Source organism: Polynucleobacter sp. MWH-Creno-3A4, from assembly GCF_018881885.1.
Lineage (GTDB): Bacteria > Pseudomonadota > Gammaproteobacteria > Burkholderiales > Burkholderiaceae > Polynucleobacter.
The window spans coordinates 1,397,762-1,414,106 of sequence record NZ_JACXSA010000001.1; the positions used below are offsets into that span (position 1 = coordinate 1,397,762).

The window sequence follows — 16,345 nt, forward strand, 5'->3', positions numbered from 1 at the left end:
ATGATTCGTTTACCGAGCTTCTTTAAGCGAAAAACACAGGCTGACGACCTTGATTTAGGTTCGGCGGGAAAGCGTTCCGCTAAACGTCCAGCTCCACGAAGTTTTCAACGCGCTGCTGAAGCTGAAGAATTAGCCCTTACTGAAGATCCAGAACAACAAAAAGCGCGCCATCGATTGATTGGTGCTGCAGTTCTGGTGCTAATTGCTGTTGTTGGTTTGCCACGCATTTTGGATAACAAACCGAAGTCGGCGCCGAATGACATCGCAGTCAATATTGTTACGAGTTTGCCAATTCCGGGATCTGATGCAAAGCTCGAAGACAAACCCAAAGCTGAAGTGCCTGCTGAGCCTGTAAAAGAAGCTCCCAAAGTTGCGGCAGTTACCCCAGAACCTAAAGCTGAGATAAAACCCGAGACTAAGCCAGAACCAAAACCAGAGCCTAAGGCTGAAGCAAAAGCTGCACCTGCACCAAGCAAAGGTGCTGTATTGGGTTTAGCTGCGGGTGAAGAGGTTGTTGCCGCACCAGCCAAACCGAAGGCTGAAGAAGCTAAACCAAGCGCCAGCAATGCGGCAAGTGGGTCTAGTAAGTATGTCATTCAGATTGGCGCGTTTGCTTCTGAAGATCGAGCGAAAGGCTGGATCACTAAGCTGAAAGACCAAAAGATTCCAAATTATGTAATGAATAAAAATGGCGTAGATGGTGTCAAACTCTACGTTTTAAGAGCCGGTCCGTTTACGGATAAGGAAGCTGCCGAAGCAGCTGAAAAGAAAATCAGGGCAATGGGTCTATCACCAAGACTTGTTGAGACAGGCAAGCAGTAATGGAATACTTATCCACCCTTAAGCTAACATCGGTGGATTATTTCACCCTGGTAGTTCTGTTGGTCTCCGCCTTGGTAGGCATCTCCCGAGGATTGTTCAAAGAAGTACTCGCATTAGCCTCATGGTTTGCGGCCGCATGGGTGGCGTATCACTACACCAATTATCTTTCTACAGAATGGCTCTCAACATTCCATTTGGATGAGCTGTTGAGTCTCGGTTTGAGTTTTCTGATTCTCTTTATCCTGACACTGGTTGTCTGTGGATTATTTGGTGGTGTAGTGCAAAAAATTATTCTGTCGGCAGGTTTGAGTTTGACCGATCGGTTTTTGGGTTTGGTCTTTGGCCTTGCCCGCGGTGGCTTGATTGTGGTCATTCTGGCTACGCTAGCTGCTTTAACGCCTATACCGCAGAGCGCGGCATGGAAAGATGCAATTACAAGACCAGCAATGGATATGGCAACCGGTTTAATTAAAGGTTGGCTACCAGCTGACTGGGCAAAGCAGTTGGGTGATGCAATGCCCAAAGTAACTCCCACCATTACTCCTAAATTAACAATAGGAATCTAAGATATGTGCGGCGTCGTCGGAACTGTTTCCCACTCCCCAGTGAATCAACTGCTCTATGACGCTTTGTTGCTCTTGCAACACCGTGGTCAAGATGCTGCTGGTATCGCAACAATGAACGGTAATTCGTTCACCATGCATAAAGCCAATGGTTTGGTGCGTGACGTTTTCAGAACGCGCAATATGCGTAGCTTAGTAGGTAACGCGGGCATCGGACAAGTTCGCTACCCAACTGCTGGTTCAGCTAGCAGCGAAGAAGAGGCGCAACCTTTTTATGTGAGCGCTCCGTACGGCATTATTTTGGCGCATAACGGTAACCTCACCAATGCACCCAGTTTACGTGTCGAGATGGCTTATCGTGATCGTCGTCATATTAATACTAGCTCTGATACTGAAGTGCTGCTAAATGTATTGGCGGATGAGCTACAAAAAGAAACAAATAGTGCAGCGCTCGATGAAGGCGCCATGTTTAATGCTGTAACTGGTGTAACAAGTCGTGTGAAGGGCTCTTACGCGGTTGTTTCATTAATTGCTGGCTATGGTTTGCTAGCATTTCGTGATCAATATGGCATTCGCCCACTGTGTATTGGGCGCATTGATACTCCGCAAGGACCTGAGTGGATGATAGCTTCTGAGTCAGTTGCCCTTGAAGGTCTTGGTTTTACTTTCGTGCGCGATGTGAACCCTGGCGAAGCAATTTACATTGATTTAGATGGTAACTTTTACTCACGTCAGTGCGTACCGAATGCCATTCTGACTCCTTGCATATTCGAATACGTATACATGGCGCGTCCAGACTCTACGATTGATGGTGTCACTGTTTATAACGTTCGTATGCGTATGGGTGACTATCTTGCAGAGAAGATTCGCAAAGAAACCAATGTTGATGAGATTGATGTAGTAATGCCAATTCCAGATTCAAGTCGCCCTGCAGCAATGCAGGTTGCTAAGAACTTAGGAGTTTCTTACCGAGAAGGCTTCTTTAAAAACCGCTACATTGGTCGCACCTTCATCATGCCTGGTCAGGCCGTACGCAAAAAGTCTGTACGTCAAAAACTCAATGCTATGCGGATTGAGTTTAAGGATAAGACGGTACTCATTGTGGATGACTCAATTGTTCGTGGTACAACTTCATTTGAGATCGTACAAATGGCGCGTGAATCTGGTGCCAAGAAAGTGATCTTCGCCTCTGCTGCGCCTCCAGTGCGCTTTCCCAATGTGTATGGCATCGATATGCCAACTCGAAGTGAGTTAGTGGCTTATGGTCGTACCGATGAAGAAATTAATAAGATGATTGGTGCCGATCAATTGATCTATCAAAGCGTTGAGGATATGAAGCAAGCAGTGAGGGATATTAATCCGAATATCAAGCAATTCGAAGCTTCTTGCTTTGATGGAAATTACATCACTGGCGATATTACGGAATCCTATCTTGATGCCTTAGAGGCGGCTCGCAATACCTCAGCCGCAAAGGCTGATCGTCAGCGGGACTCCAGTGACTTTGCTCGTTCCCAGCTCCACTTGCATTTAGCAACCGAAGACTAAAAAGCCACAGGGAATTGCCTCAAGCGAGGCAATTCTGCAATTCGGTGTCAAAATAGCGAGATGAAGAGTAAAACTACCCGCAAAAAACTGGATTTTTCGAAACTGGCATTAGAGACCTTAGCGGTCCGTGCTGGCACACGTCGCACTGCTGAATACCAAGAGCATTCAGAGGCGATGTTTCTCACTTCGAGCTTTTGCTTTGATAGTGCTGAATTGGCTGCTGATGGTTTTGCAAATGCAGATAAAGGCTTTATCTATTCTCGCTTTACCAATCCCACAGTGAGCATGTTTCAAGATCGCTTGGCAGCGCTTGAGGGTGGTGAGGCATGTATTGCTACTGCTTCGGGTATGTCTGCCATTCTGACGATGGCAATGGCTCATCTCCAAGCTGGCGATCATGTGGTGTGCTCACGCTCTGTATTTGGTGCAACGATTCAACTGTTTACAAATATCTTGGGACGATTTGACATCACAACGACGTATGTCGATTTGGCTGATACCAAGTCATGGCAAGCTGCTGTCCAGCCCAATACCAAATTGTTTTACTTAGAGACGCCATCTAATCCTCTAACAGAGATTGCGGATATCAAAGCCATCTCTAAGATCGCCAAGAAAGCTGGTGCGTTGTTTGCAGTAGATAACTGCTTTTGTACACCAGCTTTGCAAAAGCCCTTGGCTCTGGGCGCTGATGTAGTGATTCATTCAGCAACGAAGTACTTGGACGGCCAGGGCAGAATGGTTGGCGGTGCGATTGTGGGTAGCAATGAGTTTGTGATGGGCAAGGTATTTCCATATGTCCGCACAGCAGGTCCAACACTATCTGCATTTAATGCTTGGGTCTTTCTAAAAGGCTTAGAGACTCTTGAGCTTCGTATGAAGCAACAGAGTCAGAATGCACTTGCCTTGGCGCAATGGCTTGAGAAGCAATCAGGAGTTGAGCGTGTTTACCATCCTGGCCTCGCCTCGCATCCTCAGCATGCTTTGGCCAAGCGTCAGCAAAAAGCTGGTGGAGCAATTGTTTCCTTTATTCTGAAGGGTGGCAAAACTGCGGCCTATAAGCTCATTAATCAGACTAAGCTCTGCTCCATCACTGCCAATCTAGGTGATACACGGACAACGATTACGCATCCTGCAAGTACTACGCATTGTCGTGTGACTCCTGAGGCACGTAAGGCAGCAGGCATTACGGATGGCTTGGTACGTATTGCAGTTGGACTTGAAAATATCAATGACCTGAAGGACGACCTCGTTGGCGGACTTAAAAAATAATCAAGTTCATCAAGACAAGGCTATGAGTTTTGCCGATGCAACCCAGTTCTGGAATGAACGCTTTGATAAAGACGAGTTTATCTTCGGAAAAGAACCGAATGAGTATCTAGTTGAGACTGCAGCACGATATCTCAAGAAAAATGACAGAGTACTCTGTATTGCTGATGGCGAAGGCCGAAATGGCGTTTGGCTAGCCAAGCAAGGTATGCAAGTTGTTGGATTTGATGCTTCTGACATTGCATTAGTTAAGGCCAAGCAGTTTGCCAAAGATAATCAAGTCGAAGTTGAGTATTTATTCTCAGACACAGACAGCTTTGACTGGCAAGCGAATGCCTATGATGCAGTTGCCGCCATCTTTATCCAGTTTGCTGATCCTGCGATGCGAGAGCGCATTTTTCAAAATGTTTATCAGACACTAAAGCCTGGTGGTATCTTCATTCTTCAGGGCTATACACCGAAACAGCTAGATTACAAAACGGGTGGCCCTTCGGCAATTGAACATCTTTATACCGAGGAGTCCATTCGAGGGCTTGTAAAGAATTTTGAAGTACTCGAATTGGTTTCTTACGAGAAAGTACTCAATGAAGGCGCTAGACACTCAGGGATGTCTGCGCTATTAGGCCTGGTAGCTAGGAAGTAAAGCGCCTGGGATCATTAATGAGGCGCAAAGGCATGATGTGAATCTTGCTAGCATCCATTTCCACATAACTTTTCTTGCCGATCTCTAAGCCCAAGCGCATTACTTCAGCAGCAGAAGCTTCCCAAGCTATGACGTGCTTGCCTTCAAGCGTGCGCAGTTGAATCACTGCAATTTGTCCTAAAGTATTTATTTGTTCAACTTGCACCTCAATGGATGTTGTGCTCGGAGTTGAATGTAGGCTGATCCCATCGGCTGGAATGACCCATGCCACCGAAGTATTCGGCGGGATTTTACCTTTATCAATTACATTGAAAATGCGTGAACACTCATTCCAGCTCAGTTGTCCTGCAGTGAAGATGCCTTCGAACATATTATTGATACCAACCAGTTCCGCTACCCTTGAATTTCTGGGTTTTTGAAAGAGAATTTGGGGCGCTGCTGTTTGGAGGCCAACGCCTTGATCAATGACAGTGATGCGATCAGCTAATAAATCCGCCTCGCGAAGATCGTGAGTCACCAAGAGTATCGGGATATTGAAATCCTTGCGCAATTGAGCGAGGGTTCTATAGAGCCCTTGACGTGTTGGTGCGTCTACTGCTGAAAAAGGTTCATCTAATAGCAGGATCTTTGGAGATCTAGCGAGTGCTCTAGCTAATGCAACACGCTGTTGTTGGCCGCCAGACAGTTGAGTGGGCATGCGCTCAGCCAACTCTCCAATGCCCATTCGGTCTAACCATTCCTGGGCTTGCGCTTTGCGTAGCGCGGAATCTGCTATTAAGTTATGAAGCGGAATGCATACATTCTCTAACGCGGAAAGATGTGGAAAGAGGGCGTATTGCTGGAATAAAAATCCACACGAGCGTTCGGCAGGGCTGAGTGCGGTGCTAATGCCGTTGATTTCATTTGCCTCAAACCAAAGCTCGCCATCGCATTCAATTTTTCCACTCTCGGCGTGATTGAGGCCCGCAATCGTTCGCAATGCCGTCGTTTTGCCGCTACCAGACGGCCCTACTAGGGCATGAAGTTCTCCAGGAGCGCACTCTAGGATGAGCTGCAAAGGATTCGGGGCAGTTTGTGAAAGCTTTACTTTGAGCATTAGCTTTTCCACCCCTGAGTTCTTGATGGACGGCGACCAAAGATGCCATACGATATGGCAATCGCCACAAGCGATGTGCCAAGCAAGATTAAAGAGAGCATTCCGGCACCAGCAGTATCAAAACTCTGTACTTTGTCATAAATCGCGATAGAGACGGTTTTAGTTTCCCCGGGGATTGCTCCACCGACCATGAGAATTACACCAAACTCCCCCAGGGTGTGTGCAAAGGTCAGAACTGCTGCACTGGTAATGCCGCGCCAAGCGAGTGGCAATTCAATCAAGCGAAAAATTTGCCAGCTTGAAAGACCGCTGACTTGGGCTGCTTCAATAATCTCGGGATGAATAGATTCAAATGCTCGCTGGATCGGTTGTATAGCAAAGGGAAGATTCACAATCAAGGAGGCAATCAAAATGCCTGTGAATGAAAAAACCAATGGAATTCCAAAGATACTTTTGCCACTCAGGCCAAGTAAAAGGTAATAACCTAAAACGGTAGGGGGTAGAACTAGGGGGAGAGCTAAAGCGGCCTCAACCCAAGACCTACCTTTGCCCATGCTCTGAAGTGAACGGGCGGCCCATACTCCAAAGGGGAGAATGAGGACCAAGGTCCATAGCGCTAGCTTGAGGGATAAATACAGGGAGTCAATATCAATCACACTTCAATTGTATTGCCATAATTATTTAACAAGGCATTTATAAATCAGGCTTAGTGCGACAAAAAAAGTAAAGATAGAAAAAATTTGCTGAACTCTTGGCCCGCTAATATTTTTTTCCAATACCTTGCCGATCAATAGACCAAACAGGGATCCAATAGCAAAGGGTACGGCAATGGAAAAATCTAAAGTGCCAGATGCAAGTGATATGGCTGCTCCACCCGCCGAAACAATTGCTAGCACTCCTAAAGAAGTCGCCACAATTGCCTTCATCGGAAGGTCAGTGAATTTTTTTAAAGATGGCACGATGATGAAGCCACCACCAACACCAAGTAGGCCCGATAAAAATCCTGCACATGCTCCTGCCATCATCAGCGATCTGGCGCAAGGGACAGACCAAATTAATTTACCAATCGATTGATCGAGCTGACAGGGCGGCGGTTTAATAATCTCTGGAGGATTTCCAGAAATCACTTGTGTTGCTTGTATAAACATCCTGGCAGCTACATAGATGAGTACCCCACTAAAAATCAATAGCATCGGAGTATTTGGAGCGCGATGTGCAACCCATAAGCCCAATGGAGATAATATGAGTCCGAATATCGCCATGAACATCGCAGCTTTGTAGCGAAGTACCTTAGCGTTTAAGCCAATAATTGCACCCACGCCAGCAGACAGGGCAATGGCAGTTAGGGCAATCGGCCCCGCTTGCGAGATTGGCATATGAAAGGCAAAAACCAGCAACGGAACGGAGAGAATTCCACCGCCTGCGCCGGTGAGCCCCATTAATATGCCAACAAATACTCCGAGTGCAGGAGCGATTAAATAACTTTCCATTATTTAGTTTTCAAAAGGACGAGCCAACCACTCTCTACCTTTCAGCATTGCATTCCAGTACAGCCATGGCAGCACATCTTTTTTCAAGATCCATCCTAACTTCGTTGCTTTTAACGGATTGATCAACCAAGGGAAAGTTGGCAAGAGCTTGCCGCCAAAACCAAATTCAGCAAGCACAATTTTTCCTCGCTCCACGGTAAGCGGGCAGGAGCCATAGCCATCATATTTCAGTGGCATTGGCTGCTGATGTTTATGGGCAAGGAGATTTTCAGCAACGACTACCACTTGTTTTCTGGCTGCAGCAGCTGTTTTTGAATTTGGTGATGAGCAGCAGTCGCCAAGTGCAAAAATATTTGGGTAGCGTGTGTGCTGCAAGGTAAATTGATCGACCTCCACAAAACCAGTCGCATCTGCTATGGGGCTATCTTTGACGCAATCTTGCGGCCCCTGAGGGGGAACTACATGCAGCATATCAAATGATTTCTCAACCTGAGTCACATTGCCGTCGGCATCTTTGACTGCAAAGATCGCCTTTTGATTTGGCCCATCTACAGAGATAAGGTTGCAGTTAAAGTTCAGAGTGGCATTATATTTTTGGACGTACTCCATTAAAGGTGGGACGAAGTCGGCTACACCAAACAAAGCTCCGCCAGCATTATTCAGTTCCACTTCAATATTTTTTAACTTCCCTTGCTTTTCCCATTCATAGCAAGACAAATACATTGCTTTTTGGGGGGCGCCTGGGCATTTAATTGGCATAGGTGGCTGGGTAAAGATAGCTTTGCCAGACTTCATTTGTTTTACCAACTCCCATGTATATGGAGAGTAGTCATAACTATAGTTTGAAGTGACACCATTTTTACCGATTGTCTCAGTCAACCCGGGAATTGCATCCCAATTGCTTTTAAGACCTGTCGCAACTGCTAAATATTGGTATTGAATAGGCGATCCATTCGCTACCATGACTTCATTTGAATCGGGTTTAAAACCGGTGATCTTGTCTTGTATCCAAGTCACGCCAGAAGGAATCAGGTTTTTGGTTTTACGTTTGCTATCTCTCACATCAAACGCGCCACCACCAACTAAAGTCCATGATGGTTGATAGTAGTGTGCATCCGAGGGTTCAATAATGGCGATGCTTAGAGATTTATCACGACTTTTCAGGCTTGCCGCCAATCCTATCCCTGCTGCACCACCGCCTGCGATAAGCACGTCATATTTTGTATTTTTTTGCTCTCTATTCATTTTTATCCACTTTCTTATTCAATGGTTATATAGCAATATCATCTATATAACTAAAAGTAATATCTATATAAGGGTTAGTTATTAGTGTATTTTTACCAGCATTATTCAATAATTGCACTAAGAAATATTACTTAGGTGAGCAGAAGATGAACCCCGTTGTAAAAGGATTTTTTGATCCAGAGACTTGGACCGTAACTTACGTTGTTTATGAAAAAACAGGCTCTAGTTGCATCATCATTGATTCAGTTCTCAGTTATGACCCCAAGTCGGGTCGCACTCATACCAAGTTGGCCGATGAAGTCATTCAGTTTGTAGAGAAAAACCATCTCAAGACGGAGTGGATTCTTGAAACCCATGCGCATGCAGACCACATTACTGCAGCACCTTACTTAAAATCAAAGCTCGGCGGCAAAGTAGCGATTGGTGATCACATATCAGCAGTGCAGGGCGTGTTCAAAGGCATTTTCAATCTCGAAAATTCATTTTCCACAGATGGTTCGCAATTTGACCATTTACTAAAGGATGGTGAAGAGATTCACTTTGGCGACCTTAGCTTAAAAGCACTGTTTGTACCCGGTCACACGCCTGCCTGCATGGCTTATCAAGTAGGAAATGCTGTGTTTGTGGGTGACACGATGTTTATGCCAGATGTTGGGACTGCGCGTTGTGACTTCCCTGGTGGTGATGCCCATGTTTTGTATCGGTCTATGAGGAAGATTTTGAGTCTTCCACCTGAGACACGATTATTCATGTGTCATGACTATCCGCCAAATGAAAGACCAGTTCAATACGAAACTACCGTTGCAGAACAAAGAAAGTCCAATATTCACATGCATGATGGAATCTCAGAAGAGCAGTTTATTGAGATGCGAACCAAACGTGACGCAACTTTAGAGATGCCTGTACTCATTCTCCCGGCTATCCAAGTCAATATTCGGGCTGGTGAATTTCCACCTAAAGAAGCGAATGGAATGACTTACCTCAAGATTCCAGTTAACGCTGTTTAAAGAATTCCAGAACCGAATTTAGTGCTTATATTTACAGGAGTTTTTCCTTAATGTCAGATCCAAAACGAAGAGGCCAAATTCAGCAGGCCCCTGAAAACTTTTTGTCTCAAGATTTAATTGCAGACCTCAATCAGAATGGCATGGATGACACTCGTCGTGGTTTCATGCGCAATGGATTTATGGCTGCTTTGGGAGGTGCGGTAGGTCTAGGCGCATCCATGAACGTGCTAGCGTCAGCAGAAGGTGATCCAGCAATTCTAGAGAAGCAGGTATGGCAAACCACGCTTGGTAAAAATGTTGCGACTATGCCATATGGGACTCCCTCAATTTACGAGGCTAATTTAATTCGTCGTGAGTCTCCTGGATTAACGAGAGTTTCTGCGGCATCAGTGGCATTTACCCCATTGCAGGGGCTATTCGGAATCATTACCCCAAACGGCTTGCATTTTGAACGGCAGCATCAGGGCTGGTACAACATTGATCCGGAAAAGCATCGTTTGATGGTCAACGGTTTGGTAAAACATAATCGCGTCTTTACCATGAATGATTTGATGCGTCTGCCGTCTGTCTCGCGCATTCACTTTATTGAATGTGGGGCTAATACTGGTTTGGAGTGGGGTAACGTGGCTGTACCTACTGTGCAGTACACCCATGGCATGCTCTCATGTTGTGAATTTACTGGCGTGCCATTGGCTGCTCTCTTAGAGGAGTGTGGTGCTGATTTAAAGCAAGGTAAATATTTATTGGCAGAAGGTGGTGATGGTTCTGGTATGACTCGAACCATAAACTTAAGTGATGTATTGAATGAAGCAATCGTCGCCTGGGGTATGAATGGTGAAATGCTACGCCCTGAAAATGGCTTCCCTTTACGCCTTGTAGTTCCTGGTGTTCAGGGGGTAAGTTGGGTGAAGTGGTTGCGTCGCTTAGAGGTTGGAGATATGCCATATGCAACGAAAGATGAGGCGGTCCACTACAACGATCTCATGCCCGATGGTATGGCACGTCAGTACACCTCTATTCAAGAATGTAAATCAGTCATTACTACTCCTTCAGGTGGTCAGCAATTACTCGATAAGGGGTTCTATAACGTCAGTGGTTTGGCATGGTCTGGAAGAGGCAAAGTCAAAAGAGTAGATGTATCTTTTGATGGTGGAAATAATTGGAAGACAGCACGCCTAGAGACTCCAGTCTTAAGTAAGGCCCTTACTCGTTTCAATATTGATTGGGTGTGGGATGGCTCCCCTGCAATTTTGCAATCTCGCGCGATTGACGATACTGGCTATGTTCAGCCATCCATCAAATTATTAAGAGATGTCCGTGGAACTCGCTCGATCTATCACAATAATGCTATTCAATCATGGAAGGTTGGCACTAATGGGGAGGTTAGCAATGTTCAAGTTGGCTAAATTTGCAAAATCTACTCTGTTTGTTGCAACAACGTGTTTTGTGATTGGCTCTGCAGTTGCCCAGAATTCTAGTACACATTTTCCTGGCATTGGTAGGGTCGCTACACCAGCAGAAGTTGCTGCTTGGGATATTGATGTTCGACCAGACTTCAAGGGGCTTCCAAAGGGTTCTGGCTCAGTAGAGCAAGGGCAGAAGCTTTGGGAATCTAAGTGCTCTGTTTGTCACGGAACTTTCGGTGAGTCTAATGAAATCTTTACGCCCATTATTGGTGGGACAAGCGCAGATGATATTAAGACGGGTAGGGTAGCCTCACTATCCGATAGAAAGCAGCCTCAAAGAACAACCATCATGAAGGTGGCTACTGTTTCCTCGTTATGGGATTACATTTATCGAGCCATGCCGTGGAATGCACCACGCTCATTAACACCAGACGATACCTTTGCCTTAGTGGCATATCTTCTCAGTATGGCTGAAGTTGTTCCCGATGACTTTGTGCTGAGCAATACCAACATTGCTGAAGTCCAAAAACGGATGCCTAACCGCAATGGCATGACTTTAAAACACGGGATGTGGAATTCAAAAGGCACTCCTGATGTTCATGCAACTGCATGTATGCATAACTGCGTGCAATTTGTGCAAATTGGTTCTGAGTTACCTGGTTACGCAAGAAATGCTCATGGAAATATTGCTGAGCAGAATCGTCAATATGGCCCATTTCGTGGCTCCGACTCCACTAAACCACCTTTGGCAAAGTTACCTGGAGCTGCAGGCGAAGGTTTGGCACATGCGTCTGAGACACATGCAATTAGCAAGGGCCCCGCAGCATTGTTTAAAAGCGAGAACTGTACCGCCTGTCATGCGATGAACAGCAAGTTAGTTGGTCCTTCTGTTGCCGATATCGCTTCTAAGTATCAAGGTCAGAGCGGAGCTTTAGACAAGTTAATGGCTAAGGTGAAGAATGGCGGCTCTGGGGTTTGGGGTGCCATTCCGATGCCTCCACAGGCTCAATTATCGGAAGAGGATCGCAAGACATTGGTTACTTGGGTGCTGTCTGGAGGGAAATAGGACATACCCTAGCAACAACTAGAATGATTGACTAGAAAGTAATATATTCACGTAGAGAGCTTAATAAAGGAGTTTTTATGAATCAGCAGCGACGCAGTGTATTGAAGTATTCAGCCGTATTTGGCTTGATGGCTTCTGCAGGCCTTATTAGTTTGGCGCAAGCACAAGAGTGGAATAAAGCCGCTTTTGAAGGCAAGGGCTTAGATGATGTTTTCAAAATTTTAGGCGCTGGCAGTCCCGACAAATCAGCAGCCATTACCTTGAACGCTCCTGATATTGCAGAAAACGGTGCAGTTGTTCCGGTTGGCATTACAACTACGCTCAAAGCTGATCAAATGGCAATCTTGGTTGAAAAGAACCCGAGTGCCTTGGCTGCTCAATTTTTTATCCCTGCCGGAACTGAGTCCTTTGTGACGACCCGTATCAAGATGGGTCAAACCTCTAACGTCTATGCATTGGTAAAGGCAGATGGCAAGTGGAGTATGGCCGTCAAAGAAGTAAAGGTAACTCTCGGCGGTTGTGGCGGTTAAGCACGTAAGAGCCCAGCGAAACATTTAACTAATTACTAATTACAAGAGGAACATATGTCTGATCCAATGCGCGTTAGAGCAGCCGAGAACGGTGGAATTGTGGATGTAAAAATTTTAATGAAACATGACATGGAGTCAGGTCAGCGCAAAGATGCGGCCGGAAAAGTCATCCCTGCATGGCATATCACTACCATTAATGTGAAAGCAAATGGTAAAGATGTATTGAATGGCCAATTTGGTCCAGCTGTTTCCAAAGACCCATTTTTGAACTTTAAGTACAAGGGCGCTAAGGGCGACAAGATTGTTGTGAATTGGGTGGACAACAAGGGTGATAAGCGTACTGATGAGGCAACTGCTTCATAAGCAATACATCTTTAAGTGCCTTCATTGTTCTGAAAGGGTTACAAATGCAGCGTAAATTCACCTTGGGCTTGACCTTAGGAATACTGGCAGCCAGCATGTCGCTTTCATCTTTGGTCTTTGCGCAAACGGCAACGGATGAAATCGCAAAATATCGCGAAATGATTGCTGATGGAAATCCATCCGAGCTTTATGAGGCGGCAGGTGAAGATTTATGGAAAACACCTGCTGGCCCAAAGAATGCCACACTGGAGAAGTGTGACCTAGGTCTTGGGCCAGGGGTTGTTAAGGGTGCAGCGGCACAGTTGCCACGCTACTTTAAAGATACAAATAAGGTCCAAGATCTTGAGTCTCGCCTCATGACCTGTATGCAGAAGCTCCAAGGACGCAACCCTCAGGAAATGGTGGACGCTCCCTTTCAAAAAGGGCCAAAGAAAGATATGGAGGCTATTGTTGCTTACGTGGTGACCTTATCTAAGGGTGACAAAATTAAAGTTAGCACCAATCACCCTAAAGAAAAAGAAATGTACGAACTTGGTAAGCGTGCATTCTATTTCCAAGGTGGCCCAATGGATTTTTCTTGTGCTTCGTGTCATGGCGAAGATGGCAAGCGGATTCGTTTGCAGGATCTACCTAATCTAACAACTCAGAAGGGTGCTGCATTAGGTTGGGGTTACTGGCCGGCCTATCGTGTTTCCAGCGGTCAATTTTGGACGATGCAACAACGTTTAAATGATTGTTATCGCCAACAACGCTTCCCATTTCCTATTTACGCATCTGATCTCACCATAGCGCTATCCATGTATATGGCTAAGAATGCCAATGGTGGCACTGTTGAGACACCTGGTTTGAAGCGCTAACGGACGAGAGATAGAGAAAATGAAAATAATGAATATCAAATCCCTCCTAGTTATCGGCGTTTTTGCCTTGGTTTCAGTTGCAACTCAGAGCTCTGTATTTGCTCAACAAGCCAACGATCCTAAATTCAATAAGATGATGAAGGATGGTTTTAGAGCGGAGGGTATAGCTGGATTAGATCGCATTCAACAGGACGAGACGCAAAAGTTTTGTTCTGACCCTGTCTTTGCAGGTAGCGTAAAAGGTCAAGCAATGCGTGAAAAGATTCAGAAGATCAACATGGATAGTATCAAACAGCCTTCTGATGGAAAATACATCGGCGACTGGAAGAAGGGTGAAGCGATTGCTCAAAGTGGTCGCGGTGCTACGTGGACAGATAAGGCCGATACTCCAATCGGAGGTGGTTGTTATAACTGTCATCAAATCGATAAGAAAGAGATCTCTTATGGAACGATTGGACCAACCCTGTGGAATTATGGAAAGTTACGTGGTAATTCACAGGAATTAATTGTGTATACCTGGAACCGTATTAATAACTCCAAGGCTTATAACGCTTGTAGCAATATGCCTCGATTTGCACACTTTAAGCTCTTAAATGAACAGCAAATTCAAGATTTGATGGCGTTGCTGCTGGATCCAGCTTCACCGGTAAATCAATAAATATGAACAACAGGCCGACAGGCCTGTTTTCACAAAGGGAATCTTATGTCTTTAAGTCGTCGTGATTTTCTGCAGGCTTTAGCGATTGCTTCAGCAGGCGGATTGAGTTTGCAATCCAATTTTGCTGGTGCGCAAGTTTCTGCTCAAAAGTTTTATGATCTGCCAAAATTTGGCAATGTCCATCTCCTGCATTTCACGGATTGCCATGCACAATTATTGCCAATCTATTTCCGTGAGCCGAATGTAAATCTCGGTATCGGCGCTCAAGAAGGTAAGACGCCCCATTTAGTGGGAGAGTACTTTTTAAAAGCAAACGGTATACCGGCTGGTACGCGTGATGCACATGCATTTACTTATTTAGACTATGTTGCCGCTGCACAAAATTACGGCAAGATGGGCGGTTTTGAGCATATGGCAACTCTAATTAAGCAATTAAAGGCAGGGCGTCCAGGTGCGCAGTTGCTAGATGGTGGTGATACATGGCAAGGATCAGGAACCGCACTCTGGACCAATGGTCAGGATATGGTAGACGCAGCACTGGCCTTAGGTGTTGATGTGATGACCCCTCACTGGGAAATGACGCTTGGTGAGAAGCGCGTGATGGAAATCGTGAATGGCGACTTCAAGGGAAAAGTTTCTTTCATTGCTCAGAACATTAAGACATCTGACTTTGGGGATATGGTCTTTAATCCCTATGTCATGAAAAATATGAATGGAGTGCAAGTTGCCATTATTGGACAAGCATTTCCATACACGCCAATAGCCAATCCACGCTATTTCACCCCTGATTGGACTTTTGGTATTCAGGAAGAAAATCTACAAAAAACTATTGACGAAGTAAAAGCTAAGGGTGCAAAGATAGTTGTTCTCCTTTCTCATAATGGAATGGATGTTGATTTAAAGATGGCGTCACGCGTGAGTGGATTGCATGCTATTTTAGGCGGTCATACGCATGACGGAGTGCCCATTCCAGTACAGGTAAAGAATCGTGGCGGTATGACTTTGGTAACCAATGCTGGCTCAAATGGTAAGTTCTTAGGCGTATTAGATTTTGATGTCAAAGGTGGAAAGCCAGTAGATTTTCGTTACAAGCTATTGCCCATCTTCTCCAATATGATTCCTGCTGACCCTGCGATGTCAAAGTTGATTGCTAAGGTAAGGGCACCCTATGAAGCCAAGCTAAATGAAAAATTAGCAACTACCGATGGTCTGCTCTACCGTCGCGGTAATTTCAATGGCAGCTTTGATCAATTAATCTTAGATGGTTTGATGTCTCAGAAAAATGCGGAGATTGCATTTTCACCAGGGTTCCGCTGGGGAACAAGCCTGCTACCTGGCCAAGCGATTACTCGCGAAAATCTTCTCGACCAAACTGCCATTACTTATCCCTACACCACAGTAACGAATATGAGTGGTGAAATGATTAAGACGATCCTAGAGGATGTGGCTGATAATTTATTTAACCCAGACCCTTATTACCAACAGGGCGGCGATATGGTGCGTGTTGGCGGCATGCAATACACCATCGATCCCGTCCAAAGTGCTGGAAACCGCATCTCTGATATGCGTCTGAATGGGAAAGCTATCGAAGCTAGCAAGACCTATAAGGTGGCAGGATGGGCTCCGGTGAGTGAGGAGGCTAAAAATGCAGGTGGCGAGCCAATTTGGGATGTCATTGAACGACACCTCAGGGATGTGAAGGTGGTGAAGGCTGTAAAACTCAATGAGCCAGTGATTAAGGGTGTTTCTGGTAACCCTGGTATGGCCCCAATCTAATGATTGATTCGA

At 45.5% G+C, this 16,345-nt stretch carries 17 protein-coding genes; 13 read left to right on the forward strand and 4 right to left on the reverse strand.

The features are described 5' to 3' along the window. The 5 genes from IEN92_RS07130 to IEN92_RS07150 are packed head-to-tail and all read left to right on the forward strand — an operon-like array spanning position 1 to position 4,839. On the forward strand, positions 1-822 hold the full coding sequence (locus IEN92_RS07130; protein WP_216161949.1) for an SPOR domain-containing protein: 822 nt from the start codon (positions 1-3) through the stop codon (positions 820-822). After that, on the forward strand, positions 822-1,388 hold the full coding sequence (locus IEN92_RS07135) for a CvpA family protein (protein ID WP_215376326.1): 567 nt from the start codon (positions 822-824) through the stop codon (positions 1,386-1,388). Before IEN92_RS07130 ends, IEN92_RS07135 begins: the two co-directional genes overlap by 1 nt. A 3-nt stretch (positions 1,389-1,391) precedes the next feature. Then, positions 1,392-2,930 (forward strand): amidophosphoribosyltransferase, encoded by a 1,539-nt coding sequence (gene purF, locus IEN92_RS07140; RefSeq protein ID WP_215376329.1) that lies wholly within the window; start codon positions 1,392-1,394, stop codon positions 2,928-2,930. Positions 2,931-2,990: 60 nt separating this feature from the next. After that, on the forward strand, positions 2,991-4,199 hold the full coding sequence (locus IEN92_RS07145) for an O-succinylhomoserine sulfhydrylase (protein ID WP_216161952.1): 1,209 nt from the start codon (positions 2,991-2,993) through the stop codon (positions 4,197-4,199). A 22-nt stretch (positions 4,200-4,221) separates the two neighbouring features. Then, the gene (locus IEN92_RS07150; RefSeq protein ID WP_215376859.1) at positions 4,222-4,839 is read left to right on the forward strand and encodes a bifunctional 2-polyprenyl-6-hydroxyphenol methylase/3-demethylubiquinol 3-O-methyltransferase UbiG; all 618 of its coding nucleotides are present in this window, start codon (positions 4,222-4,224) and stop codon (positions 4,837-4,839) included. Here IEN92_RS07150 and IEN92_RS07155 read toward each other — a convergent pair. Genes IEN92_RS07155 through IEN92_RS07170 form a run of 4 tightly spaced genes read right to left on the reverse strand, consistent with a single transcriptional unit; the run spans position 4,829 to position 8,670 of the window. Next, a complete protein-coding gene (locus IEN92_RS07155; RefSeq protein ID WP_216161954.1) occupies positions 4,829-5,935 on the reverse strand; it encodes an ABC transporter ATP-binding protein in 1,107 nt (368 codons plus the stop codon). The genes IEN92_RS07150 and IEN92_RS07155 overlap by 11 nt on opposite strands. Further along, positions 5,935-6,591 (reverse strand): molybdate ABC transporter permease subunit, encoded by a 657-nt coding sequence (gene modB / locus IEN92_RS07160; protein WP_370623888.1) that lies wholly within the window; start codon positions 6,589-6,591, stop codon positions 5,935-5,937. The genes IEN92_RS07155 and modB overlap by 1 nt, the downstream gene beginning before the upstream one ends. A gap of 21 nt (positions 6,592-6,612) precedes the next feature. Continuing rightward, a complete protein-coding gene (locus tag IEN92_RS07165; protein ID WP_215376337.1) occupies positions 6,613-7,425 on the reverse strand; it encodes a sulfite exporter TauE/SafE family protein in 813 nt (270 codons plus the stop codon). 3 nt (positions 7,426-7,428) lie between these two features. Continuing rightward, positions 7,429-8,670 carry an FAD/NAD(P)-binding oxidoreductase gene (locus IEN92_RS07170; RefSeq protein WP_215346930.1) on the reverse strand — a complete coding sequence of 414 codons (1,242 nt, stop codon included), beginning with the start codon at positions 8,668-8,670 and terminating at the stop codon, positions 7,429-7,431. Positions 8,671-8,816: 146 nt separating this feature from the next. On the opposite strand from IEN92_RS07170, the gene IEN92_RS07175 reads away from it, so the two are divergent. The 8 genes from IEN92_RS07175 (at position 8,817) to soxB (ending at position 16,333) form a co-directional block, all read left to right on the forward strand. Then, positions 8,817-9,677: an MBL fold metallo-hydrolase gene (locus tag IEN92_RS07175; protein WP_112205044.1), complete on the forward strand. Its 861-nt coding sequence runs from the start codon at positions 8,817-8,819 to the stop codon at positions 9,675-9,677. Positions 9,678-9,727: 50 nt separating this feature from the next. Then, positions 9,728-11,083 (forward strand): sulfite dehydrogenase, encoded by a 1,356-nt coding sequence (gene soxC / locus IEN92_RS07180; RefSeq protein ID WP_112205042.1) that lies wholly within the window; start codon positions 9,728-9,730, stop codon positions 11,081-11,083. After that, entirely contained in the window at positions 11,067-12,149 is a 1,083-nt protein-coding gene (locus tag IEN92_RS07185) for a c-type cytochrome (protein WP_216161958.1), read from the forward strand. The genes soxC and IEN92_RS07185 overlap by 17 nt, the downstream gene beginning before the upstream one ends. A gap of 77 nt (positions 12,150-12,226) precedes the next feature. Then, the gene (gene soxY / locus IEN92_RS07190; protein WP_112205038.1) at positions 12,227-12,679 is read left to right on the forward strand and encodes a thiosulfate oxidation carrier protein SoxY; all 453 of its coding nucleotides are present in this window, start codon (positions 12,227-12,229) and stop codon (positions 12,677-12,679) included. A gap of 54 nt (positions 12,680-12,733) precedes the next feature. Beyond that, entirely contained in the window at positions 12,734-13,042 is a 309-nt protein-coding gene (gene soxZ, locus IEN92_RS07195; RefSeq protein WP_112205036.1) for a thiosulfate oxidation carrier complex protein SoxZ, read from the forward strand. A 44-nt stretch (positions 13,043-13,086) separates the two neighbouring features. Next, the gene (gene soxA / locus IEN92_RS07200) at positions 13,087-13,899 is read left to right on the forward strand and encodes a sulfur oxidation c-type cytochrome SoxA (protein WP_216161961.1); all 813 of its coding nucleotides are present in this window, start codon (positions 13,087-13,089) and stop codon (positions 13,897-13,899) included. Positions 13,900-13,918: 19 nt separating this feature from the next. Continuing rightward, positions 13,919-14,557: a sulfur oxidation c-type cytochrome SoxX gene (gene soxX, locus IEN92_RS07205; RefSeq protein WP_215326897.1), complete on the forward strand. Its 639-nt coding sequence runs from the start codon at positions 13,919-13,921 to the stop codon at positions 14,555-14,557. A 45-nt stretch (positions 14,558-14,602) separates the two neighbouring features. Further along, positions 14,603-16,333, forward strand: coding sequence for a thiosulfohydrolase SoxB (gene soxB, locus IEN92_RS07210; RefSeq protein WP_216161964.1), 1,731 nt, complete (start codon positions 14,603-14,605; stop codon positions 16,331-16,333). The last annotated feature ends 12 nt before the right edge of the window (positions 16,334-16,345 follow it).

Excerpts from the sequence above, each read along its gene's own strand:
- IEN92_RS07130 (WP_216161949.1), top strand. The coding sequence starts at position 1 with ATGATTCGTTTACCGAGCTTCTTTAAGCGAAAAACACAGGCTGACGAC.
- IEN92_RS07135 (WP_215376326.1), top strand. The coding sequence starts at position 822 with ATGGAATACTTATCCACCCTTAAGCTAACATCGGTGGATTATTTCACC.
- purF (WP_215376329.1), top strand. The coding sequence starts at position 1,392 with ATGTGCGGCGTCGTCGGAACTGTTTCCCACTCCCCAGTGAATCAACTG.
- IEN92_RS07145 (WP_216161952.1), top strand. The coding sequence starts at position 2,991 with ATGAAGAGTAAAACTACCCGCAAAAAACTGGATTTTTCGAAACTGGCA.
- IEN92_RS07150 (WP_215376859.1), top strand. The coding sequence starts at position 4,222 with ATGAGTTTTGCCGATGCAACCCAGTTCTGGAATGAACGCTTTGATAAA.
- IEN92_RS07155 (WP_216161954.1), bottom strand. The coding sequence starts at position 5,935 with ATGCTCAAAGTAAAGCTTTCACAAACTGCCCCGAATCCTTTGCAGCTC.
- IEN92_RS07165 (WP_215376337.1), bottom strand. The coding sequence starts at position 7,425 with ATGGAAAGTTATTTAATCGCTCCTGCACTCGGAGTATTTGTTGGCATA.
- IEN92_RS07170 (WP_215346930.1), bottom strand. The coding sequence starts at position 8,670 with ATGAATAGAGAGCAAAAAAATACAAAATATGACGTGCTTATCGCAGGC.
- IEN92_RS07175 (WP_112205044.1), top strand. The coding sequence starts at position 8,817 with ATGAACCCCGTTGTAAAAGGATTTTTTGATCCAGAGACTTGGACCGTA.
- soxC (WP_112205042.1), top strand. The coding sequence starts at position 9,728 with ATGTCAGATCCAAAACGAAGAGGCCAAATTCAGCAGGCCCCTGAAAAC.
- IEN92_RS07185 (WP_216161958.1), top strand. The coding sequence starts at position 11,067 with ATGTTCAAGTTGGCTAAATTTGCAAAATCTACTCTGTTTGTTGCAACA.
- soxY (WP_112205038.1), top strand. The coding sequence starts at position 12,227 with ATGAATCAGCAGCGACGCAGTGTATTGAAGTATTCAGCCGTATTTGGC.
- soxZ (WP_112205036.1), top strand. The coding sequence starts at position 12,734 with ATGTCTGATCCAATGCGCGTTAGAGCAGCCGAGAACGGTGGAATTGTG.
- soxA (WP_216161961.1), top strand. The coding sequence starts at position 13,087 with ATGCAGCGTAAATTCACCTTGGGCTTGACCTTAGGAATACTGGCAGCC.
- soxX (WP_215326897.1), top strand. The coding sequence starts at position 13,919 with ATGAAAATAATGAATATCAAATCCCTCCTAGTTATCGGCGTTTTTGCC.
- soxB (WP_216161964.1), top strand. The coding sequence starts at position 14,603 with ATGTCTTTAAGTCGTCGTGATTTTCTGCAGGCTTTAGCGATTGCTTCA.